Raw genomic sequence first — 21317 nt, forward strand, 5'->3', positions numbered from 1 at the left:
TAAAAGGAGCAAATCAATGCCAAATTACAATATTCCATTTTCACCACCCGATATTACAGAAGCAGAAATTGCTGAAGTAGCGGATACCCTGCGCTCTGGTTGGATCACAACAGGTCCTAAGACAAAAGAACTGGAGCGTCGCTTGTCTCAATATACACAGACACCTAAGACTGTCTGCCTCAACTCTGCGACAGCCGCTCTTGAGTTGATTTTACGTGTTTTGGAAGTGGGACCAGGTGATGAAGTCATCGTTCCAGCTATGACTTATACAGCTTCATGTAGTGTCATCACTCACGTAGGAGCGACACCTGTCATGGTGGATATTCAAGCAGATACGTTTGAGATGGACTATGACCTTCTTGAGCAAGCCATCACTGAAAAGACTAAGGTGATTATTCCGGTTGAACTTGCAGGGATTGTGTGCGACCATGACCGTTTGTTCCAAGTCGTGGAGAAAAAACGGGATCTCTTTACAGCTGCTAGCAAGTGGCAAAAGGCCTTTAACCGTATCGTGATTGTCTCTGATAGTGCTCATGCTTTGGGATCTACTTATAAAGGGCAACCAGCTGGATCTATCGCTGACTTTACTTCCTTCTCATTCCATGCCGTTAAGAATTTTACAACTGCTGAGGGAGGAAGTGCGACTTGGAAGGCCAATCCAGCTATTGACGACGAAGAGATGTATAAGGAATTCCAAATTCTTTCCCTTCATGGTCAAACCAAAGACGCCCTTGCTAAGATGCAACTGGGTTCATGGGAGTACGATATCGTAACACCTGCCTACAAGTGCAACATGACGGATATCATGGCTTCGATTGGTTTGGTACAATTGGATCGTTACCCAGCTTTGCTACAACGTCGTAAGGACATCGTGGACCGCTATGATCGTGGTTTTGCGGGTACTCGTATTCACCCACTGGCACACAAGACTGATACTGTTGAATCTTCACGCCACCTCTATATCACCCATGTAGAAGGAGCAAGTTTAGAAGAACGCAACCTCATCATCCAAGAATTGGCCAAAGCAGGAATTGCAAGTAATGTACACTATAAACCGCTTCCTCTCTTGACAGCCTATAAGAATCTTGGTTTCGATATGGCAGATTATCCAAGAGCCTATGCCTTCTTTGAAAATGAAATTACGCTTCCTCTTCATACAAAATTAAGCGATGAAGAAGTTGATTACATCGTTAAGACTTTGGTGAGAATTTCCGAAGAAATCCTCGGTTCTGGAAAAAAATCATAAAAAAATCTTGACAAAAAGCGGACAATAGCATATAATATTCTCAACAAATCAGAAAAGTAACTATTTTTGATCTTCAGGGAGCCTGTGGTGATTGTGAACAGGTGGTTGGAAGTAGTGAAAGTGGGCTGATTTAAAAAATGAATTTGAAACAATGAAAATTCGGTGCGCACACCTTACAGTGCAACTTGTTGTTAGACAAGGCAGAGATGTAAAGGGGAATAGTCCCTTTATAATTGAGGTGGCACCGCGTTACCAACGCCCTCACACAGAATCCAATCTGTGTGTGGGCTTTTTTCATATCTTGAAATCAATACTGAAAGAGGAAAAATTTTATGACAACTAAAGGTTATTTTGGACAATTTGGTGGTAGTTTTGTACCGGAGCCGATTCAGGCTTTGTTGGATGAGTTGGAAGTGACATTTGATAAATACAAGGATGATTCAGAATTTTTGGCAGAATTTCGCCATTACTTGAAGGATTATTCTGGTCGCGAAACACCGCTTTATTTTGCGGAAAGTTTGACAGACCACCTAGGTGGAGCTAAGATTTATCTCAAGCGCGAAGACCTTAATCACCTTGGTTCTCACAAGCTCAACAACGTTTTAGGACAAATCCTTCTTGCCAAACGTATGGGCAAAAAACGAGTGATCGCAGAAACAGGAGCTGGTCAGCACGGTGTTGCGACTGCAGCTGCTGCAGCCAAGTTTGGTATGGCCTGTGATGTCTATATGGGGGCAGAGGATGTTGAGCGTCAACGTCTCAATGTTTTCCGTATGGAGATGATGGGAGCAACTGTTCATGCAGTTGAAACAGGAACACGAACTCTTAAGGATGCGGTCGATGCAGCCTTTGGAGCATGGATGAATGACCTTGAAGCCTTCTACGTTTTAGGTTCTGCTGTGGGACCTCACCCTTATCCAACTATTGTTCATGAATTCCAAAAAGTCATCAGTGAAGAATCTCGCCGTCAAATCTTAGAAAAAGAAGGCCGTTTACCAGACTACGTCATTGCCTGTGTAGGTGGTGGTTCTAATGCTATCGGTGCTTTTTCACAGTATGTGGCTGATGAAGAAGTCAAATTGGTTGGGGTCGAAGCTGCCGGTCACGGACTGGACACAGACAAGCACGCAGCCACTATGACAAAAGGTAGTGTCGGAATTGTCGATGGTATGAAGACCTATGCAGTCTTTAAGGAAGATGGAGAGCTGGCGCCAGTTTACTCTATCTCAGCTGGATTGGATTATCCAGGGGTTGGCCCAGAACACGCCTACTTCAAAGATTCAGGTCGCGTGGAATACGTAGCAGCGACAGATGAAGAAGCTGTTCAAGCCTTGCTCCTTCTAAGCAAGACTGAAGGGATTATCCCAGCGATTGAAAGTTCGCACGCCATCGCAGAAGCGGTTAAACGCGCACCGAAACTAAGTAAAGATGAGCTTATCATCATCAATGTCTCTGGTCGTGGAGACAAGGACGTAGCTGCGATTGCAGACTACCTAGAAGCTAAAAAATAAAAGATGGAAAAATTACAGTACTTTCTTTCCCAGAGAGCTTGTGGTTGCTGGAAACAAGCAGAGAAAGCTGTAAGGTTGGGTCCATCTGAAACGAGAGAAGAAAACATAATTCTCAAGGGAGTGCCCTTTATCGCACAGCCTGTTACAGGAAAGTTCTGAGACAGGAATGAGAGATAGGAGAAATCCTATAATTGAGGTGGCACCGCGAATTTCGTCCTCACGTAAGTTATTTTGCGTGGGGATTTTTATATATTTATCGTAGATATGGCTATCAGTTTTTAATTATGCTTCATCACTAGATAGATTTCTATAAAATATTTGCGAACGAAGTGAGCATTAAACCACTATTTCCCGCCATAGTGGTATCCTAGAGAAGCAAAGATGCTTCTCTAGGACGGAATTTTTGAGAGTAAAATAGTTTGGGGAACTATTTTAGCCTGAGCCTAGAAATGAATGAGCGAGGAGCTCAAAAATTAGGTCTTTTATTTCATGGATTTCTAAAATCATCCACTGGATAATTTTACCTCCCGTCCGCACTATTTAAGGGAAATAGAAAAAGATAAAAAATTAAAAATAAGGAACTGAAAGGGAAATTACAATGGAACGAATCATTCATGGAGATGTCTTATCACCAATCTTGGCTTACATGCGCCTAAAGGGACAACACAAGGTGATCTTAGAAAGTATTCCGAGAGACAAGGAAACCGCTCGTTTTTCTATCCTAGCTTATAATCCTGTTTTTGAGATTCAGTTTGAAAATGGAGTCCTTTATCAAAATGGTCAAGTGATTGATCGGGATCCTTTGGATTTCCTTTATGAAGTGACTCATAAGAGCCACCACCATTCAGACCTACCTTTTGGTGGGGGAGCTATTGGCTTTGTTGGTTACGATATGATTTCGCTCCATGAAGAAATTGGTCAAATCCCTGAGGATACCATTGGGACGCCAGACATGCATTTCTTTGTCTATGAGAGTTATATGGTCTTTGACCACAAGAAGGAAAAAATCCATGTCATTGAGGATGCTCTTTACAGCGATCGCAGTCAAGAAGATTTGGAAAAAGCCTTGAACCAAGTGCTTGAGGAATTACGCATTCCTGCTCCAAATGAATTTGAAGATTTGGATCTATCTCCGCTGAACTTTAAACCACATATCGCTCCTCAGAAGTTTGAGCAAATGGTCGAAACAGCTCGCGACTTGATTCGTAATGGTGATATGTTCCAATGCGTACTCAGTCAGCGCTTCTCAGCAGAAGTTACTGGAAATCCATTTGACTTCTATAGAAATCTCCGCGTGACCAACCCATCTAATTACCTCTATTTCTATGATTTTGGGGATTATCAAATTATCGGTGCTAGTCCAGAAAGTTTGGTTTCTGTCAAAAATGGCATTGTAACTACCAATCCGATTGCAGGTACGCGACCAAGAGGGGCTACGGATGAAGAGGACAAGGCATTGGCGACAGACCTCCTGTCTGATGAGAAGGAAACAGCAGAACATCGAATGTTAGTAGACTTGGGACGTAATGATATTGGTCGTATCTCTGAAACAGCCAGTGTTCAAGTCACCAAGTATATGGAAGTGGAGCTTTTCCGCTATGTCATGCATTTGACCAGCGTGGTCAAGGGACGTTTGCTTCCAGACCTCACTGCCATGGATGCTTTGAAAGCTACACTTCCAGCTGGAACAGTTTCAGGAGCACCAAAGATTCGGGCCATGAGACGCATCTATGAACTGGAGACGGAAAAACGAGGCGTATACGCAGGAGCAATCGGCTACTTGTCTGCGACGGGTGATATGGATTTCGCCATTGCCATCCGAACCATGATTCTCAAAAATCAAACAGCCTATGTGCAGGCTGGGGCAGGGATTGTCTATGACTCTATTGCCCAAAATGAATACCAAGAAACCATTAACAAGGCTAAATCTATGACTAGAATTGGAGAACTAAGACCATGATTTTATTGATTGACAACTATGATTCTTTTACTTATAACTTGGATCAATACATTGGGAATTTTGCAGAAGTGCAGGTCTTGAGAAATGATGATCCCAAGCTGTATGAAGAAGCTGAAAAAGCAGATGGACTGGTCTTTTCTCCCGGTCCTGGTTGGCCAGTGGATGCCGGAAAGATGGAAGACATGATTCGTGATTTTGCAGGTAAGAAGCCAATTCTAGGGATTTGTTTGGGTCACCAAGCTATCGCAGAAGTCTTTGGTGGGAAGTTAGGTTTGGCTCCAAAAGTCATGCATGGGAAACAGAGCCATATCAGCTTTGAAGCGCCATCTGTTCTCTATCAAGGCATTGAGGATGGTCGTCCAGTCATGCGCTATCACAGCATTTTAATTGAAGAAATGCCAGAATGCTTTGAAGTGACAGCTCGTTCGACTGATGACCAGGCCATTATGGGAATTCAACACAAAACCCTGCCGATTTATGGATTCCAGTACCATCCAGAAAGTATCGGAACGCCAGATGGCTTGTCTTCTATTCGAAATTTTATCGAGAAGGTTGTAAAGTGAGGAAACTAGGATGAAAGAGATTATTGAAAAACTAGCAAAATTTGAAAATTTATCAGGTGTGGAAATGACGGATGTCATCGAGCGTATCGTTACTGGACGTGTAACCGAAGCGCAGATTGCTTCTATCCTCTTGGCCCTTAAGATGAAGGGGGAAACACCGGAAGAACGCACAGCCATTGCACAAGTCATGAGAGGGCATGCTCAACATATTCCAACTGAAATTCATGATGCTATGGATAACTGTGGTACTGGTGGGGACAAGTCCTTCAGCTTTAACATCTCAACAACTGCAGCCTTTGTCTTGGCTGGTGGCGGCATTCATATGGCCAAGCATGGCAACCGCTCGATTTCTTCTAAATCGGGTTCTGCAGACGTCCTTCAAGCATTGGGCATCAATCTTGACCTCAAACCAGCTGAACTAGGTAAGGTCTTTGATAAAACTGGAATCGTCTTTCTCTTTGCTAAAAATATGCACCCAGCTATGAAGTACATCATGCCAGCTCGTTTGGAGTTGGGAATTCCAACAATTATGAACTTGACTGGTCCCTTGATTCATCCAATGGCCTTGGAAACACAGCTTCTTGGTATTAGTCGTCCAGAACTTTTAGAAAGTACAGCTCAGGTTTTGAAAAATATGGGTCGTAAGCGTGCCATTGTGGTTGCTGGACCAGAAGGTCTTGATGAAGCTGGCTTGAACGGAACAACCAAGATTGCTCTTCTTGAAAATGGCGAAATCACCTTATCCAGCTTCACTCCAGAGGATTTGGGGATGGAGCGCTACGCTATCGAAGATATTCGTGGAGGGAATGCTCAGGAAAATGCAGAAATTTTGCTTAGCGTTCTTCAAAACGAACCAAGTCCATTCTTGGAAACGACAGTTTTAAATGCTGGTCTTGGTTTCTATGCCAATGGTAAGGTAGCTAGTATCAAGGAAGGAGTAGCCTTGGCTCGTCAAGTGATTGCTAGTGGTAAGGCCCTTGAAAAACTCAGACTGTTACAGGAGTACCAAAAATGAGTCAGGAATTTTTAGCACGAATCTTAGAACAGAAGACGCGTGAAGTCGAGCAAATGGAGCTGGAGCAAGTCCAGCCCTTGCGCCAGACCTATCGCTTGGCAGAATTTTTGAAGAATCACCAGGACCGTTTGCAGGTAATCGCTGAGGTCAAGAAGGCTAGCCCTAGTTTGGGAGATATCAATCTCGATGTGGATATTGTGCAACAGGCCCAGACTTATGAAGCAAATGGAGCAGTGATGATTTCGGTTTTGACAGATGAAGTTTTCTTTAAAGGGCAATTGGATTATTTACGTGAGATCTCCAGTCAGGTAAACATTCCAACGCTCAACAAGGACTTTATCATCGATGAAAAGCAAATCATCCGTGCTCGCAATGCCGGCGCGACAGTTATCTTGCTCATCGTCGCGGCCTTGTCAGAAGAACGCCTCAAGGAACTGTATGACTACGCGACAGAGCTTGGTTTGGAAGTCTTGGTGGAGACTCACAATCTAGCTGAACTAGAAGTGGCCCACAGGCTGGGTGCTGAGATTATTGGGGTTAACAACCGCAACTTGACCACCTTTGAAGTCGATTTGCAGACCAGTGTAGACTTGGCCCAGCACTTTGAGGAAGATCGCTATTACATTTCTGAATCTGCTATTTTCACAGGGCAGGATGCGGAACGAGTAGCACCATATTTTAACGGAATTTTGGTAGGAACAGCTCTCATGCAGGCAGAAGATGTAGCCCAGAGAATCAAGGAGTTGCAAATTGACAAAGGTTAAGATTTGTGGACTGTCGACCAAAGAAGCGGTGGAGATAGCCGTATCAGCAGGGGCAGACTATATTGGTTTTGTCTTTGCACCTAGTAAAAGACAGGTGACCTTGGAAGAGGCTACAGAGCTGGCAAAGCTCATTCCTGCAGGTGTAAAAAAGGTTGGCGTATTTGTTTCACCAAGTCGGGCAGAACTGCTAGAAGCGATTGAAAAAGTTGGCTTGGACTTGGTTCAAGTTCATGGTCAGGTAGCAGATGATTTGTTTGAGGATTTGCCTTGTGCCAGCATTCAGGCTGTGCAGGTGGATGGAAATGGTCATGTGCCTCATTCTCGGGCAGATTATCTACTCTTTGATGCGCCTGTGGCAGGGAGTGGTCAGACCTTTGACTGGGGTCAACTAGATACGGCAAGACTTGCTCAGCCCTTCTTTATCGCAGGTGGGCTTAAGGAAGACAATGTAGCAAAAGCAATTCAACACTTTACTCCCTATGCAGTAGATGTATCGAGCGGAGTGGAGACAGATGGACAGAAAGATCATGAAAAGATTAGAAGATTTATAGAGAGGGTAAAGAATGGCATATCAAGAACCAAATAAAGATGGATTTTACGGAAAATTCGGCGGACGTTTCGTCCCAGAAACACTGATGACAGCAGTTTTGGAGTTGGAGAAGGCTTACCGTGAGAGTCAGGCAGACCCAAGTTTCCAAGAGGAATTAAACCAACTCTTACGTCAGTACGTAGGACGTGAAACTCCTCTTTACTACGCAAAAAACTTGACCCAGCATATCGGCGGAGCCAAGATTTATCTCAAACGGGAAGATCTCAACCATACAGGGGCCCACAAGATTAACAATGCCTTGGGACAAGTTCTTCTCGCTAAACGCATGGGCAAAAAGAAAATTATCGCTGAAACTGGTGCCGGTCAGCACGGTGTAGCAACTGCAACAGCTGCAGCCCTCTTTAATATGGAATGCACCATCTACATGGGTGAGGAAGATGTCAAACGCCAAGCACTCAATGTCTTCCGTATGGAGCTCTTGGGAGCCAAGGTCGAGGCCGTGACAGATGGTTCGCGCGTGCTCAAGGATGCGGTCAATGCAGCCCTCCGTTCATGGGTGGCAAATATCGACGATACCCACTATATCCTTGGTTCTGCCTTGGGACCTCATCCTTTCCCAGAAATCGTTCGTGACTTCCAAAGTGTCATCGGTAAGGAGGCTAAACAACAGTACCGTGATTTGACAGGACAAGACTTACCAGATGCCCTAGTAGCTTGTGTTGGTGGTGGTTCTAATGCTATCGGTCTCTTCCATCCATTTGTAGAAGATGAGTCAGTAGCCATGTATGGGGCTGAGGCGGCAGGACTTGGTGTGGATACAGAGCATCACGCAGCGACCTTGACAAAGGGACGTCCAGGTGTCCTCCATGGTTCTCTTATGGATGTGCTTCAAGATGCTCATGGTCAAATTCTTGAAGCCTTCTCTATCTCAGCAGGTTTGGACTATCCTGGTATCGGTCCAGAACATTCTCACTACCACGATATTAAACGTGCCAGCTATGTTCCTGTGACAGACGAAGAAGCCTTGGAAGGATTCCAACTCTTGTCTCGTGTGGAAGGGATTATCCCAGCCTTGGAATCTAGCCATGCTATCGCTTTTGCAGTGAAATTGGCCAAAGAACTCGGTCCAGACAAATCCATGATTGTCTGTCTATCAGGTCGTGGGGACAAGGATGTGGTCCAAGTCAAAGACCGCTTGGAAGCAGATGCAGCAAAGAAGGGAGAAGCCCATGCCTAAGACACTAACAGAAAAATTGAATGCTATCAAAGCAGCAGGAAAAGGAATTTTCGTTCCCTATATCATGGCTGGAGACCATGAAAAAGGTTTGGAAGGTCTCGGTGAAACAATCCACTTTTTAGAAGATTTGGGTGTTTCAGCTATTGAAGTGGGTATTCCCTTTTCAGACCCTGTTGCAGATGGACCTGTGATCGAAGAAGCAGGCTTGCGCAGTTTAGCCCACGGGACCTCTACCCAGGCTTTGGTTGAAACCTTGAAAACCATTCAGACTGAGGTTCCGCTGGTCATCATGACCTACTTCAACCCCCTCTTTCAGTACGGTGTGGAGAAATTTGTCAAAGATCTTTCAGATACAGCAGTTAAGGGCTTGATTATCCCAGACCTGCCTTATGAGCATGCCAACTTTGTGGAGCCATTTTTGGTAGACACAGATATCGCCTTGATTCCCCTAGTTAGTTTGACCACAGGACTTGAGCGCCAAAAAGAGTTGATCAAGGGAGCTGAGGGATTTGTCTATGCAGTTGCCATCAATGGGGTGACAGGGAAATCAGGAAATTACCGTGCAGACTTGGACAAGCACTTGGCGCAATTGCATCAAGTAGCTGACATCCCAGTATTGACAGGCTTCGGTGTGTCTAGCCAGGCTGATGTAGAACGATTCAATGCGGTGTCAGATGGCGTTATCGTCGGTTCAAAAATTGTAAAAGCTCTCCACCAAGGAGAGCCGATTGAGGACTTTATCAAACAAGCAGTAGGTTACCAAAAATAATCAAACAAGCAGCAAGTAAGAGGAAAGGCACGAAAGGAAGTCTTTCCTTTTTCTTTTGCAGGAGAAAAGCTAGGATCCCCGTCGCAGAAGCGAACTGGATCAAAATCAGTAATTCTGTCGCGCTAAAGATGAGAGCACAAGAAGCCAGAAAGAGAAAATCCCCTGCGCCCATGCGAATATCGATAAAATGGGCCATGATTCCGAGGACAAGGAAGAAAATCATAACCAGATTCCAGCCACAGAAAGCCATGAGGATTAGGTGGAAAGTTAGCCAAACCATTAAGGGATATTCCTGATGGCGAAAGTCGTAGATGCCCAAGGTTGAGCCAGCAGTGATGAGGATGATTTGACCTAAGGAAAGCCAGCCCCAAGACCAAGCTAGAAAGAGGATTCCTAAGCCGAGTTCAAAGAGGGCATACCAGAATGGATAGCGAGCCTTGCAGTAGCGACAGCGAAAGCGACCAATTACTTGAGAGATAATCGGAATCAAATCTAAGGGACGCAAGCGAGTCTGACAGGAATCGCAGTGGCTAGCTGGTCGAATAATGGATTGCTCAGGGAATCGGTCAATGACCAAACCCAAGAAAGAAGCGAGAATGCTCCCAACAAGAAAAAAATAAAGATCAATCATACTTATCTATTCGTAAAAAATAAGAGAAGTAGTATAATAAAGAAATATTGATAAGATGGTGAGGCCAAGATGATGATTCGTTTTGAAGAAAATATGAGCACAGAAAATGCTCAGCTCGTATGCCAATGGTCTAACTCCCTTGGCAAATCCTTTCAAGAACAATGGATGGGAACAATGATTCCTTTTCCCTTAACAATTCAAATCTTGCAAGATTTGGAAGGAATCTTTTCAATCTTTGATGGACAAGAGTTTGTGGGGCTTATCCAGAAAATCAGGCTAGAAGACAGGAATCTTCATATCGGGAGATTTTTTATCAACCCCCAGAAACAGGGGCAAGGCTTAGGTAGCCAGGCTTTAAGGAAATTTGTTAGTTTGGCCTTTGAAAATGAAGACATAGATACTATTTCTCTAAATGTCTACGAGGCAAATCACACAGCTTACAATCTTTACCAAAAAGAAGGATTTGAAATCGTTCAAATGGTTGAAACACCTATACGAAAATACATCATGAAAAAGGGGAGATAGCAGTCACTTGAGTTAGAGTCCCAAGGATATCCAAGGATAAGGCAGTTACCTTTCAAAGTTGGAAACAAGCCTTCTATGATTTCTTAGATAGAGGAGATAAACATGTCGAGACCTAGAAAAATACGAATCTTGCTCGCTTCTGTACTTGCCTTAGTTGTTGGTATCACTCTTTATTCTCAGTATCAAAGCCACCAAGAACGCCTCCAATTAAAAACCTCCTTTGAAGAACAGGACACTATAGCCGTCTTAAAACATTTAACGGCGTCAGGAAAATATGCGTCTGACATTCGTAAAGCAGGCTATGTCGTTCCTCCCGACGGTGCCATTCGCTTGGATGGAGGAATTGACTCCATAGGGATAAAAGGAGACATCGATCTGAAAATGTTGAATCCTGGCAGGGATGAAGTTTCTGTTTTATTTGCAACAATGGTAAAGGAGGAAAAAATAAATGCCTACTATATTTTAGATCATCAATTTACTCTAAAACGTAGTTACTATTCTTATATTAGTAATCAAAAAAAAGAAGATGTGAACATCTCTCAAGTCGAAGAAGAACGCCTGTTAAAGATTGTTCGAAAAGAGTTGAAAGCTTTTCTAGATAAGATGTATCAGACTTTGTATGGTTGATGTTACTAGTGAGAAATGGATGCGAGACTCTGCTGAGGCTGACAACGACGATAAGAAAAGGAGAAAAGAATGTTTACAGAATTGCTCTTTATTGTCTCTTTTGTGTTACTTTTACGTTTGTTTAAGAGTAGGCGCTCACGAATGATTATAGGAGTCTTGTATAGTTTGCTACTAGTTTGGTTTGTCTTTTCCGTTTTGAACTATGGCAAATACACTCTTCAACCAGGTCAATCCGTCAACTTAAGAGTAAATCCCAGAACACAAGATTTGGAATACTATTCAATCTTCATCTTGAAGAAAAATGATTCAAGTAAAATTAAACTAACTGGCTCTGGTGTTTGGAGTGAGAGAAATGGTGATGTATATTATGGAGTAGAGGAACAAAAAATTATAAAAAGCCATGGTTTGGACGAGGAGGATGAAGAACTTCCAAACAAGCAAGCAGATATTTATTTAGAAAAAGATGGAGTTGTTGTGAGTTACCAAGGTGAAAAAGTATTTGATGCCACCAATAACAAACCCTACACGATAACTATTACCAATGTAGACACCCAGCCAGCCCAATTTGAGGCTCAGGTGGTGGATAAATAAGCCAGTCTAGTAGTGTGCAAGCTTTTAAATTTTCTTTCTTTAAAAGGGAGATATTATTTTAAGTAAGCAAAAAAGCCCTGAAACCAGAGCCTTTCCTATTAAGAATCTCTTTTAACGAAAAATGGGAAGCATGTTTAGAATCCGATCTACAAAAAAAGAGGACATTTACGGTCCTCTTTTTGACTACTATAATGAAAAGGTCAATTAACGTTTAGCCTTATTTTTCATCTTTGTGAAGCATGTTTTTCACACCTTCAATAGCGCCTTCGACAGCGTCTTTAGCATCTTCAGCAACTTCTTTTACTTTAGAAACAACTTTTTCAGCTGTTCCTTCTTTTTCCATTTTTTCATCGCCGATCATTTTGCCGACACCTTCTTTAATGGAACCTTTTGCTTGATTTAATTTTTCTTCTGTTGACATGATTCTGCCTCCTTTAAATTGATTGATTTTGACAAGATAAATTAGTGTACGCGAGCATTTTCCTTTGTTTCGCCTTTAACGGCTTCAACACCTTCGCCTACTTTTTCTTGAACAGCAGCAACACCTGAACCGATACCAGATTTCACTTTTTCAAATTGTTCTGAAGCAAATTCTCCTGTTGAAGAAGCCACGTCAGTTACTCGGTCTTGGAGGCTAACTGAATCTGCTTCATGCTGTTCCTTCGTTTTGATATCAACAACATTCACATTGACTTCAACAACTTCTAGATCCGTCATTTTTGTAACTTGTGATACGACAACATCTTTGATTTCTTTGTACAAAGCAGGGACATTCTTTTGGTACTCAACAACAATGTTCAAGTCAACTGCAACTTGCTCTTTCCCAACTTCAACATTGACACCATGAGTGACATTATCAGTATTGATAATTTTTTCTGTTAGATTAGAGAAGAATCCTCCATCAACATCCAAAAGTCCAGGTACTTTTTCAAGTGAAAGACCAATGATTTTTTGGATTACTTTGTCTTCATAAGTGAGTTCCCCTTTAACATTTTGAGAAACAACAGCAACATCTTTTTTTTCTACATTTTTTTCTACATTTTTATCTACGTTTGACATACGAGACTCCTTTATTTATTTAAATATTTTTCCTTAACATAGTATCCTGCAAATGCTCCTAGGGCTCCACAAATTAGTACAAATAGTGTTTTGAAAAAGCCAAAGGATAAGATAAAGCAAGCGAGAATGACACCTACTAGACCTGCAATAATTGGATACTGATATTTTTTAAACCATTCCATTTTTTACTTCCTTACTTTACACGACTAACAGTCTTTTTGGTCGTTTTTGGAGGTTCAAATTCTTTCACTTTAACTTCAAGTTTTACCTCACGTTCAATACCAAAGAACTGCTTTAATCCATGAGTTATTTCATTCTGAATGACAAGACATCGTTTTGAGATGTTGTCCGAAGGAAGAATTTTGCCCTCAACATAAACGAAACATTTATTTTTGCGGCTATTTACATGGACTGTTGGTTCTTTGATCAACTGATGATCAATGACCAAACATCGAACAAAGCCTTCGATAGCTGAATTTTTTAGTTTTAATGTATCTTCTTGAGTCTCTAATTGAATCTCTAAATACTGTTTAGGATAGAAGAGTATTACTAACATTGAAATTAACACTAAAACAGATAGGACAAGTGTCCCCCAAAAGACATATCTAGCAATCAGAAATTCAGCGTAGAGTTCTCTCCAACTGAATAAGTGGATATCTAAATCACTGACCTGATGATAATCTATGAGAATAGGAAGGAAAATAGCCAAGATTAAAATACAGAAAATAAGTAGCAATATTTTCTTTGATTTTGACATATTAAATCCTTTCAAATGAAAAGCTTTAAACCATAATTTTACCCGTCTAAAGAATTCAAAATTATGGCTTATCACTTTTAATGTTCTATTAGGTAATGCTTATTTTTTACCAAATAGAAATGAAACGACTGCAACAACAATCACTGCACCTACGATTGACGGAATAATAGCCATTCCAGCCAATGAAGGTCCCCAGCTTCCTAGAAGTGATTGCCCTACAGATGAACCGATAAGACCTGCAAAGATATTTGCAATCAATCCCATTGAACCACCTTTTTTAGTGATTGCACCTGCGGCGAGACCAATAAGACCTCCTACAATAATGGACCACAACATAGTGTATCCTCCTTTTCTAATTCTAAGTCAAAGAATCTGTTTCTTTGACTGAACTAATTATATACTATCTCGACTTGGAAACATAATAGTTCGTCTTAAAATCCGTACTGTAAATATGTACTTTAGATACAGATAAATAAGAAAAATTTGATTCTACTGAGGTTCTAGGTGATGAAGCGAGTCTTTTCATCGCAAGCAAAAGTCGTTATAAGAGAATAAATACACTCTATATGGTATAATTGCATGAAGATTGAAAGACAATCAATTAGTTTATTATAAAGAAAGAAAAGTTATACATGAGAGATTTATTATCGAAAAAAAGTCACAGACAATTAGAATTATTAGAATTACTATTTGAAAACAAACGCTGGTTTCATATTTCAGAACTAGCAGAATTATTGCACTGTACAGAACGTTCTGTAAAAGATGACTTGTCCCATGTCAGGTCTTCTTTTCCTGACTTGATATTTCATTCCTCAACAAACGGCATCCGTATCATTAATACCGATGATAGTGATATTGAGATGGTCTATCATCATTTTTTTAAGCATTCAACCCACTTTTCAATTTTAGAATTTATCTTCTTTAATGAAGGATGTGATACTGATAGTATTTGCAAAGAGTTTTATATCAGTTCTTCCTCTCTTTACCGTATCATCCGTCATATTAATAAAATTATTAAGAAACAATATCGTTTTGAAATTAGCCTCAATCCAGTTCGAATCACTGGAAATGAAATCGATATCCGTTACTTTTTTGCCCAGTATTTTTCAGAGAAATATTATTTCCTTGAATGGCCCTTTGAAGATTTTTCTGTAGAACCTTTGTGTAAGCTGTTGGCACTGGTCTATAAAGAAACTGCATTTCCAGTCAATTTCGCCACTCAACGAATGTTAAAGTTACTCCTCGTAACAAATTTATACCGCATTAAGTTTGGTCATTTCTTGGAAGTTGAGAAAAATTCTTTTAACAACCAATTGTTGGAATCGTTTATGCAGGCAGAAGGAATTGACGAGATTGTAGCGAGCTTTGATTCTGAATATCATATCTCACTGAATAAAGAAGTGATAGGTCAACTGTTTGTATCCTATTTTCAAAAAATGTTTTTCATAGATGAAGAAGTATTTCTCAACCATGCAAAAACAGACAGCTATGTAAAAAAATCGTATCAGTTATTGGGAGATCTAGTAGACCAGGTATCAAGAGAGTATAATCTCCAAGTAGACAATAGAGACAATCTGATTTGGCATATGCACAATACGGCACATCTGCATCGCCAGGAATTATCAACAGAGTTTATCTTATTTGATCAAAAAGGCAATACAATCAAGAACTTTCAAAATATTTTCCCTCGATTCGTTTCAGAGGTGAAGGAAGGGATTGAACACTATCTAGAGGCTTTGGATATGGATCGTAGTTCAATGAAGGTCAATCATTTGACCTATACTTTTATCACCCATAGCAAACACTTGGTGTTAAACCTTTTACAAAATCAACCTAAATTAAAGGTTTTGGTTATGAGCAATTTTGATCAGTATCATGCAAAATCAGTAGCAGAGACACTTTCTTACTATTGCAGTAACAATTTTGAACTGGAGGTCTGGAGTGAATTAGAGTTATCACTTGAGTCTCTAAAAGAATCACCTTACGACATCATTATTTCTAATTTTATTATTCCTCCTATTGAAAATAAGAGACTGATCTATTCCAATAATGTCAATACAGTCGCTCTCATCTCTTTGCTTAACGCAATGATGTTTATTCGACTAGACGAGTAACTAAGAATAACAAAAAAACGCTACATAGCGTTTTTTGTTTTATAAGAAAAGAATTTCCTCTATACTAAACTCAGAATATCCTAAAAAACTAAGCAAAAAAGCCCTGAAACCAAGGCTTTTCCTGTTGTATCTAGATGCCCCCTGCATGAATTTGGAAGGATTTATCATCTTGAAAGTAATTAAAAATATTGGAATATAAGTGTTTTTCGGAATATATTTGGAGTGATTTTCAATTTAATTATTTCAAAATGGGGTAAAAGTGGGGCAAAATCGAATGGCTCATAAAGGTTCTTGGCATGAACTTATCTGCTGAATTTGACTATGCACCATGGAATCAAAGTGGCTTTGGATCAAGTGCTCTTTTAAAATATTTTAAGTATAAATACCTTGGTTTTGAACCTCAAGATGAAAAAGAACTAGAGCAGTTCAAGGCAATGGAGACCTTCAAAATAGAGCAGAATGAAAAATAGTTTGCTTGGATCAAAGATTGTCTTTTAGGCGTTCTTTTGTGATTTAATAAAAGTTGGTACATGGGTTTTGTGGTATACTAGTATTAAAATATCATTCAGAACAGATAAGTAGGTATATTTATGTCGAGAGCTTCAAAGAAAAAGAAAGCAGTGATTGAAGAACGCTACCACGGCCCTTTGATTACAAATGAAGTTAGTTTAGGTTATATTAAGTTATATCCATGGATTGGTTTGGCATTGAGCGGTTTTATGTATTTGGTTGGAAGTTATGAAGATAATCTAGGTATCTTTAAAGGGCTTTCTTTGCTTTGCGGTGTTGTGAATATATTGGGTATTATCATTTCTTTTATTCCCTATTTGGTAAACGCCTGGAAGACTTTAACATATTATTTAATAGCCCTCACAGTGTTAAGTTTAGTGATAGGTTTAGATTTTATTGGTTTATTAATGGTTATTTCAGACGGCAGTCCTATCGGAGCTAAGGAGATATATCAATCACCTCTCACTCCATTTTATGTAATATTGATGATGTTCCTTTTTATCTTTGCTTGTGGCCTCTATGCTTGGTATTATCTTCCAAAGAACCAGGGGAAAGTCTGGACCTTTAATCAAGTAAAAGAAGGAGATAGAAAGAAAACGTGGTGGAATAATTTTGCAATAGCTTTTGCTGGGGCAACAATCATTCCCTCCCTCCTAACCGGTTATATTCAGATTGCTTTTGGTGTTTTATTGGGAATTTTATTGACTTTGACTTTGCCGGCGGTCATGGTAGATGCAGTTTATGCAGCAATTTATATAAGGAAGCATCCTGATTATGAAGAGTTGACTTAAAGAAATTATAAAGACTAAAAAATAATCAATAATTAATTATAGTACTTGCAAAAATCCTTGATTCTAATTTTTTAGATCAAGGATTTTTTGTTATTTCAAAAAAATATATAACAGACTTAAATTATCTTAAAAACGCACTTATACTATCTTATCTTGAAAAATATGTTGCATTATTATAGTATTTATGGTTTGAATTGGTTTTTCAATATGTTTCTCTTGTCAGGATACTCTAAAAAGATTACTTTCTATTAATCTAATAAGTCCTTATTTTCAATTAAGAGTTCTAGTGGGGATTTATCTCTTGCTACAATAAAACCAGGTTCATATTGGGTATGAAATGTTCTTTTCTGAGAAGTTGGGTCAATATACAACTCTCCTCCATCTTCTGTGTATAGTTGGTTACCTCTTGTTAGGTAAAGTAAATCCTCTAAGTGCTGTCCATCAGTATGCAGGAAATGTTCGATGTATTTGACAGCCTTTAAGATCTCACTTACTTTATCAGAGTATTCATTCGATTCAAGAACACTCTTTTCTAATTTAATCTCTTTACTAGTTCCAAATAGTTGGGTTGGAGTTGCATTAAAATATTCTGCTATCTTATCCAAATTTGCAAAGGTAGGATAGCTTTTTTGTTTTTCGTAGAGGGGCAAAAGAATTTTTTACACACCAAATATATCTTGAGTATCCGTTGATAGAATAAAAGTAGGGAGGACACAAAAAAGCCCTGAAACCAGAGCTTTTCCTGTTGTATCTAGATGCCCCCTGCAGGGCTCGAACCTGCGACCCATAGATTAAGAGTCTACTGCTCTACCAACTGAGCTAAGGAGGCAAAGAAAAAGCTGTATTGGTGCCGAAACTTCACGGTTTGTATTGAACCCGCGCAATTAAGCAGGTGGGCAACTCGCTCTAACTGAAGCTGTTTCCGTGTGAGACGGCCTACATGCTGTTAGAAGACTTTTGTTTCCCTAATAATACAAAAAATAGTCGGTCAACACTTAAGTGTGAAGTCGTACACCACAGCGTTTCTATGTTTATATGATACCACTTTTTCAAAAAAAATCAAGAGGAAAATGCAATTATTTGAAAAGGATTTCACAAGTCCCGTAATTTATCAATGGTTTCCTTGCGTTGAGCTAAGGCCCGTTCGTATTTTCCACTATCTTCTGGTGAGAAGTAGTGATGATCACGTATTTTTTCGGGTAAGTAATCTTGTTTGACCCAGTTTCCAGGATAGTTGTGCGGATAGAGATAGTTTTGGGCATTGCCCAATTCCTTGCTTCCACTGTAATGACCATCACGCAGGTGCCGAGGGATAGGCAAATGCCCCGATGTTTTGAGGTCAGCAAGAGCCTTGTCCATAGCCACATAGGCTGAGTTGGATTTTGGAGAGAGGGCCAAATCAATCACGACATTGGCAATGAGGATGCGAGCTTCTGGGAACCCAATCTTTTGAGCAGCATCTAGAGCAGTCACGGTATGAATCTGGGCTTCAGGATTGGCCAAGCCGATATCTTCATAGGCGATAACAGTCAAGCGACGAGCGAGACTAGGCAAATCGCCAGCCTCAATCAAGCGGGCAGCATAGTGGAGACTAGCATCCACATCAGAGCCACGGATGGACTTTTGCAGGGCTGAGAGGACATCGTAGTGTCCATCTCCATCCTTATCCATGGTAATGTAGCTCCGCTGCAGGCTATTTTCCATGATGTCTAGAGTGATATGGCGGATGCCCTTGTCATTTTCGGGAGTAGAAAGAACAGCCAAGTCAAGTGAGTTGAAGGCAGAGCGAAGATCTCCGTTTGTAGAAGTTGCGATGAAATCCAGCGCCTCCTCATCTAGCTCAACTGGAAAATCAAAACCACGCTCAGGGTTACTTAGAGCTATCTGAAGAGCCTCTTTGACGTCTTGGTTAGACAGAGGTTCCAACTCAAAAATTTGAACACGGCTACGAATGGCAGGAGTGACAGAAAAGAAAGGATTTTCAGTCGTAGCGCCAATCATGATGACCAGACCACTTTCCAAGAGGGGAAGTAGAAAGTCTTGCTTGGTTTTATCTAGTCGGTGAATCTCGTCCAGTAGTAGGACCAATCCACCTGAAAATTTAGCTTCTTCAGCGATTTCTTGGAGTCGCTTTTTACTATCCACTGTCGCATTAAAGGTTCGAAAGGCATACTTGGTCGTTCCAGCGATGGCAGAGGCAATACTGGTCTTTCCAATACCTGGAGGTCCGTAGAGAATCATGGAGGACAGACGATTGGCTTCCACCATGCGACGGATAATTTTTCCAGGTCCGACTAGATGCTTCTGACCGATGACCTGGTCAATGGTTTTTGGGCGCATGCGAAGCGCGAGATTGTCTGGCATAGCAGTCCTTTCTAACATGGATTTTCTGATGTATATGTGGTAAGATGGTAGTATCTATTTTAGCATATTTCCGAGCAATCGGGGCGATTAAAGAGTCGCATAGAAAGAGGACAAAATGGCAACATACGGATTTTTAGATGTTTTAGAGGAAGAATTGGAGAAGAACTTTCCCTTTGACTTTGAGATTAGTTGGGACAAGCGCAATCATGCGGTTGAAGTGAGTTTTTTGTTGGAAGCGCAAAATGCTACAGGTGTGGAGATGCTGGATGAAGACGGAGAGGTGTCATCGGACGATATCCTATTTGAGGAAGCGGTGCTCTTTTACAATCCTGCCAAATCAACCGTCAATGAGGAAGACTATTTGGCTGTCATCCCTTACCTACCTAAAAAAGGATTTTCTCGTGAATTTTTAGCTTATTTTGCGCTATTCCTCAAAGACACTGCTGAGGTTGGACTAGATGCCCTTATGGACTTTTTGGAAGACCCAGAAGCAGAAGAATTTGTCATGGAATGGAACCAAGAAGTCTTTGAAGAAGGAAAGGTGGGTTTGGAAGAAGGGGAGTTTTATCCTTATCCTAGGTATTAGAAATTAGCGAGGAAGTATATGAAGAAAATAGGTTTGTCTTTTATTTCTGGTCTGTCCTTTGTTTTTTTGATGCTAGGATTTGCTTTTGGAACGATTTCCTTCAAAGAGCTAGGTTTCTCGTTAGTCTTTGTTCCAGGCTATCTATTTACTTTTCTCAGTATTTATCTGATATTTATCCTTCATGAGCTAGGTCATGCATTTTGCGGTTACCTGACAGGCTATCGCCTGGTGGCTTTTGGATTAGGAAACTTTCTTTTGACAAAAAAGTTAGGCAAGTTTCATCTGAGTCGAACAGCCGTTCTGAAAAATGTTGGTGCTCAGTATATTGGATCAAAAGAAGATGAAAGTGATCAAAGAATCATCCTGATGCTTGCAGGAGGCTTGATAGTTCATCTTGTCTTGATTTTTTTGGCGATATTGTATGGAATTTTGACAGCTAACTGGTATTTTGCGGCTACTTGGGTTTGTCTAAATCTATCTTTTCTTCTCATCAATGCAAAGCCAGTTGGGATTACCGATGGAGCGAAAATTTGGGAATTGCTACAGCAACCTGAAAATACGAAATACGCCTACTCGGTGTTGAGGCATTCTGCCCAGACCTTGCTAGCTCCTCAAGAATATGATTTGAAAGACTTTATCGTGCCTGTTGATGAGGATGCAAGAGGGAGTTTTGCAGAAAGCATTCAGATTTTTCAGGGACTAGTTTTCATATTCGATGGTCAGATAGAGACTGCCAAAAAACACTTTCAGTCTTTATTAGATAAAACAGATAACCCAATGTCTCAAACTCTTTCTCAATTATACCTTCTTCAAATAGCCTTGCTTGAAAGGGATCATGAGAAAGCAGAGGAATATGCAAGTAATCGAGGAGTTAAATCCTTCTTATCTCTAAAAATGGCAGACATGCAGAGCATTCAAGCCTGGTATCAATTTAAGGTAAGGAACGACATGGCTCAAACTCGCAAGGCTATGAAGATTGCTAGACAGAAAATGAATACTAGTCGCATGTTGCGAGATGAGAAACGCTACTATGAAAACTGGTTAGAGGAGTTGGAGAAGGAAATCCATGAAGAAAACTCTGTTGTAAGCTGACAAGCTAGGTTTGTTTCAATCGGCTTGATTGCTTGATATAAATGAGAAGGGGATC

Annotated in this window: 24 protein-coding genes, 1 tRNA gene, 1 pseudogene and 2 other annotated features; of the genes and pseudogenes, 17 read left to right on the forward strand and 9 right to left on the reverse strand. The window is 40.6% G+C overall.

Going from position 1 to position 21317, the window contains the following annotated elements:
• Positions 1-16: 16 nt before the first annotated feature.
• The 9 genes from MP387_RS02170 to trpA all read left to right on the forward strand — a co-directional run bounded on the left by MP387_RS02170 (position 17) and on the right by trpA (position 9615).
• Positions 17-1246: a DegT/DnrJ/EryC1/StrS family aminotransferase gene (locus MP387_RS02170; protein WP_242747328.1), complete on the forward strand. Its 1230-nt coding sequence runs from the start codon at positions 17-19 to the stop codon at positions 1244-1246.
• Positions 1247-1286: 40 nt separating this feature from the next.
• Positions 1287-1512, forward strand: a binding site (T-box leader).
• Between the two features lie 66 nt (positions 1513-1578).
• Positions 1579-2757: a tryptophan synthase subunit beta gene (trpB, locus tag MP387_RS02175; protein WP_242747336.1), complete on the forward strand. Its 1179-nt coding sequence runs from the start codon at positions 1579-1581 to the stop codon at positions 2755-2757.
• Positions 2754-2979, forward strand: a binding site (T-box leader). (Overlaps the previous gene by 4 nt.)
• A 376-nt stretch (positions 2980-3355) precedes the next feature.
• Entirely contained in the window at positions 3356-4717 is a 1362-nt protein-coding gene (gene trpE, locus MP387_RS02180) for an anthranilate synthase component I (RefSeq protein WP_242747338.1), read from the forward strand.
• Positions 4714-5280: an aminodeoxychorismate/anthranilate synthase component II gene (locus MP387_RS02185; protein ID WP_242747340.1), complete on the forward strand. Its 567-nt coding sequence runs from the start codon at positions 4714-4716 to the stop codon at positions 5278-5280. The genes trpE and MP387_RS02185 overlap by 4 nt, the downstream gene beginning before the upstream one ends.
• A gap of 10 nt (positions 5281-5290) precedes the next feature.
• Positions 5291-6295 (forward strand): anthranilate phosphoribosyltransferase, encoded by a 1005-nt coding sequence (trpD, locus tag MP387_RS02190; RefSeq protein WP_242747342.1) that lies wholly within the window; start codon positions 5291-5293, stop codon positions 6293-6295.
• Positions 6292-7059 (forward strand): indole-3-glycerol phosphate synthase TrpC, encoded by a 768-nt coding sequence (gene trpC, locus MP387_RS02195; RefSeq protein WP_242747344.1) that lies wholly within the window; start codon positions 6292-6294, stop codon positions 7057-7059. Before trpD ends, trpC begins: the two co-directional genes overlap by 4 nt.
• Entirely contained in the window at positions 7046-7645 is a 600-nt protein-coding gene (locus tag MP387_RS02200; RefSeq protein ID WP_242747352.1) for a phosphoribosylanthranilate isomerase, read from the forward strand. The genes trpC and MP387_RS02200 overlap by 14 nt, the downstream gene beginning before the upstream one ends.
• Positions 7623-8846: a tryptophan synthase subunit beta gene (trpB, locus tag MP387_RS02205; protein WP_242747354.1), complete on the forward strand. Its 1224-nt coding sequence runs from the start codon at positions 7623-7625 to the stop codon at positions 8844-8846. Before MP387_RS02200 ends, trpB (MP387_RS02205) begins: the two co-directional genes overlap by 23 nt.
• A complete protein-coding gene (gene trpA, locus MP387_RS02210; RefSeq protein WP_242747362.1) occupies positions 8839-9615 on the forward strand; it encodes a tryptophan synthase subunit alpha in 777 nt (258 codons plus the stop codon). The genes trpB (MP387_RS02205) and trpA overlap by 8 nt, the downstream gene beginning before the upstream one ends.
• On the opposite strand, the gene MP387_RS02215 is transcribed toward trpA, so the two are convergent.
• Positions 9587-10246: a prepilin peptidase gene (locus tag MP387_RS02215; RefSeq protein ID WP_242747364.1), complete on the reverse strand. Its 660-nt coding sequence runs from the start codon at positions 10244-10246 to the stop codon at positions 9587-9589. The two genes, trpA and MP387_RS02215, sit on opposite strands and share 29 nt — an antisense overlap.
• 69 nt (positions 10247-10315) lie before the next feature.
• Here MP387_RS02215 and MP387_RS02220 point away from each other — a divergent pair, with 69 nt between their 5' ends.
• The 3 genes from MP387_RS02220 to MP387_RS02230 all read left to right on the forward strand — a co-directional run bounded on the left by MP387_RS02220 (position 10316) and on the right by MP387_RS02230 (position 11989).
• A complete protein-coding gene (locus MP387_RS02220) occupies positions 10316-10771 on the forward strand; it encodes a GNAT family N-acetyltransferase (protein ID WP_242747366.1) in 456 nt (151 codons plus the stop codon).
• Positions 10772-10873: 102 nt separating this feature from the next.
• Positions 10874-11398, forward strand: coding sequence for a thiol-disulfide isomerase (locus tag MP387_RS02225; protein ID WP_242747368.1), 525 nt, complete (start codon positions 10874-10876; stop codon positions 11396-11398).
• A gap of 69 nt (positions 11399-11467) precedes the next feature.
• A complete protein-coding gene (locus MP387_RS02230) occupies positions 11468-11989 on the forward strand; it encodes a hypothetical protein (protein ID WP_242747370.1) in 522 nt (173 codons plus the stop codon).
• Between the two features lie 217 nt (positions 11990-12206).
• On the opposite strand, the gene MP387_RS02235 is transcribed toward MP387_RS02230, so the two are convergent.
• The 5 genes from MP387_RS02235 to MP387_RS02255 all read right to left on the reverse strand — a co-directional run bounded on the left by MP387_RS02235 (position 12207) and on the right by MP387_RS02255 (position 14141).
• On the reverse strand, positions 12207-12410 hold the full coding sequence (locus MP387_RS02235; protein ID WP_000102421.1) for a CsbD family protein: 204 nt from the start codon (positions 12408-12410) through the stop codon (positions 12207-12209).
• A 41-nt stretch (positions 12411-12451) separates the two neighbouring features.
• The gene (locus MP387_RS02240; protein ID WP_045594996.1) at positions 12452-13048 is read right to left on the reverse strand and encodes an Asp23/Gls24 family envelope stress response protein; all 597 of its coding nucleotides are present in this window, start codon (positions 13046-13048) and stop codon (positions 12452-12454) included.
• A gap of 11 nt (positions 13049-13059) precedes the next feature.
• Positions 13060-13230, reverse strand: a complete 171-nt coding sequence (locus tag MP387_RS02245) for a DUF2273 domain-containing protein (RefSeq protein WP_000454669.1) — start codon at positions 13228-13230, stop codon at positions 13060-13062.
• 11 nt (positions 13231-13241) lie between these two features.
• Positions 13242-13805: an alkaline shock response membrane anchor protein AmaP gene (gene amaP / locus MP387_RS02250; protein ID WP_000045613.1), complete on the reverse strand. Its 564-nt coding sequence runs from the start codon at positions 13803-13805 to the stop codon at positions 13242-13244.
• Positions 13806-13904: 99 nt separating this feature from the next.
• On the reverse strand, positions 13905-14141 hold the full coding sequence (locus MP387_RS02255) for a GlsB/YeaQ/YmgE family stress response membrane protein (protein WP_033630119.1): 237 nt from the start codon (positions 14139-14141) through the stop codon (positions 13905-13907).
• Positions 14142-14437: 296 nt separating this feature from the next.
• Here MP387_RS02255 and MP387_RS02260 point away from each other — a divergent pair, with 296 nt between their 5' ends.
• The 3 genes from MP387_RS02260 to MP387_RS02270 all read left to right on the forward strand — a co-directional run bounded on the left by MP387_RS02260 (position 14438) and on the right by MP387_RS02270 (position 17220).
• Complete coding sequence (locus MP387_RS02260; RefSeq protein WP_242747379.1) at positions 14438-15919, forward strand: AcpB/EbpR/MafR family transcriptional regulator; 1482 nt, start codon at positions 14438-14440, stop codon at positions 15917-15919.
• Between the two features lie 269 nt (positions 15920-16188).
• The gene (locus MP387_RS02265; protein ID WP_278192669.1) at positions 16189-16389 is read left to right on the forward strand and encodes an immunity protein YezG family protein; all 201 of its coding nucleotides are present in this window, start codon (positions 16189-16191) and stop codon (positions 16387-16389) included.
• A 120-nt stretch (positions 16390-16509) separates the two neighbouring features.
• Positions 16510-17220 (forward strand): hypothetical protein, encoded by a 711-nt coding sequence (locus tag MP387_RS02270; protein WP_242747384.1) that lies wholly within the window; start codon positions 16510-16512, stop codon positions 17218-17220.
• 248 nt (positions 17221-17468) lie between these two features.
• Here MP387_RS02270 and MP387_RS02275 read toward each other — a convergent pair.
• The 3 genes and pseudogenes from MP387_RS02275 to MP387_RS02285 all read right to left on the reverse strand — a co-directional run bounded on the left by MP387_RS02275 (position 17469) and on the right by MP387_RS02285 (position 19584).
• A pseudogene (locus tag MP387_RS02275) lies at positions 17469-17905 on the reverse strand (XRE family transcriptional regulator).
• A 71-nt stretch (positions 17906-17976) separates the two neighbouring features.
• Positions 17977-18049 (reverse strand) — tRNA-Lys (locus MP387_RS02280).
• A 263-nt stretch (positions 18050-18312) separates the two neighbouring features.
• The gene (locus MP387_RS02285; RefSeq protein ID WP_242747386.1) at positions 18313-19584 is read right to left on the reverse strand and encodes a replication-associated recombination protein A; all 1272 of its coding nucleotides are present in this window, start codon (positions 19582-19584) and stop codon (positions 18313-18315) included.
• Positions 19585-19699: 115 nt separating this feature from the next.
• Here MP387_RS02285 and MP387_RS02290 point away from each other — a divergent pair, with 115 nt between their 5' ends.
• Positions 19700-20170 carry a DUF3013 family protein gene (locus tag MP387_RS02290; protein ID WP_000257129.1) on the forward strand — a complete coding sequence of 157 codons (471 nt, stop codon included), beginning with the start codon at positions 19700-19702 and terminating at the stop codon, positions 20168-20170.
• A gap of 18 nt (positions 20171-20188) precedes the next feature.
• Complete coding sequence (locus MP387_RS02295) at positions 20189-21262, forward strand: site-2 protease family protein (RefSeq protein WP_242747388.1); 1074 nt, start codon at positions 20189-20191, stop codon at positions 21260-21262.
• Positions 21263-21317: the final 55 nt, after the last annotated feature.

The sequence above is a fragment of the Streptococcus oralis genome, from assembly GCF_022749195.1.
GTDB classification, from domain to species: domain Bacteria; phylum Bacillota; class Bacilli; order Lactobacillales; family Streptococcaceae; genus Streptococcus; species Streptococcus oralis_CI.

Coding starts and splice junctions, on each gene's coding strand:
- amaP (WP_000045613.1), bottom strand. CDS start 13,805: ATGTCAAAATCAAAGAAAATATTGCTACTTATTTTCTGTATTTTAATC.
- MP387_RS02240 (WP_045594996.1), bottom strand. CDS start 13,048: ATGTCAAACGTAGATAAAAATGTAGAAAAAAATGTAGAAAAAAAAGAT.
- MP387_RS02185 (WP_242747340.1), top strand. CDS start 4,714: ATGATTTTATTGATTGACAACTATGATTCTTTTACTTATAACTTGGAT.
- MP387_RS02290 (WP_000257129.1), top strand. CDS start 19,700: ATGGCAACATACGGATTTTTAGATGTTTTAGAGGAAGAATTGGAGAAG.
- MP387_RS02235 (WP_000102421.1), bottom strand. CDS start 12,410: ATGTCAACAGAAGAAAAATTAAATCAAGCAAAAGGTTCCATTAAAGAA.
- MP387_RS02270 (WP_242747384.1), top strand. CDS start 16,510: ATGTCGAGAGCTTCAAAGAAAAAGAAAGCAGTGATTGAAGAACGCTAC.
- trpB (WP_242747354.1), top strand. CDS start 7,623: ATGGCATATCAAGAACCAAATAAAGATGGATTTTACGGAAAATTCGGC.
- MP387_RS02255 (WP_033630119.1), bottom strand. CDS start 14,141: ATGTTGTGGTCCATTATTGTAGGAGGTCTTATTGGTCTCGCCGCAGGT.
- MP387_RS02285 (WP_242747386.1), bottom strand. CDS start 19,584: ATGCCAGACAATCTCGCGCTTCGCATGCGCCCAAAAACCATTGACCAG.
- trpB (WP_242747336.1), top strand. CDS start 1,579: ATGACAACTAAAGGTTATTTTGGACAATTTGGTGGTAGTTTTGTACCG.
- trpD (WP_242747342.1), top strand. CDS start 5,291: ATGAAAGAGATTATTGAAAAACTAGCAAAATTTGAAAATTTATCAGGT.
- trpA (WP_242747362.1), top strand. CDS start 8,839: ATGCCTAAGACACTAACAGAAAAATTGAATGCTATCAAAGCAGCAGGA.
- trpC (WP_242747344.1), top strand. CDS start 6,292: ATGAGTCAGGAATTTTTAGCACGAATCTTAGAACAGAAGACGCGTGAA.
- trpE (WP_242747338.1), top strand. CDS start 3,356: ATGGAACGAATCATTCATGGAGATGTCTTATCACCAATCTTGGCTTAC.
- MP387_RS02260 (WP_242747379.1), top strand. CDS start 14,438: ATGAGAGATTTATTATCGAAAAAAAGTCACAGACAATTAGAATTATTA.
- MP387_RS02215 (WP_242747364.1), bottom strand. CDS start 10,246: ATGATTGATCTTTATTTTTTTCTTGTTGGGAGCATTCTCGCTTCTTTC.
- MP387_RS02170 (WP_242747328.1), top strand. CDS start 17: ATGCCAAATTACAATATTCCATTTTCACCACCCGATATTACAGAAGCA.
- MP387_RS02245 (WP_000454669.1), bottom strand. CDS start 13,230: ATGGAATGGTTTAAAAAATATCAGTATCCAATTATTGCAGGTCTAGTA.
- MP387_RS02220 (WP_242747366.1), top strand. CDS start 10,316: ATGATGATTCGTTTTGAAGAAAATATGAGCACAGAAAATGCTCAGCTC.
- MP387_RS02295 (WP_242747388.1), top strand. CDS start 20,189: ATGAAGAAAATAGGTTTGTCTTTTATTTCTGGTCTGTCCTTTGTTTTT.
- MP387_RS02230 (WP_242747370.1), top strand. CDS start 11,468: ATGTTTACAGAATTGCTCTTTATTGTCTCTTTTGTGTTACTTTTACGT.
- MP387_RS02225 (WP_242747368.1), top strand. CDS start 10,874: ATGTCGAGACCTAGAAAAATACGAATCTTGCTCGCTTCTGTACTTGCC.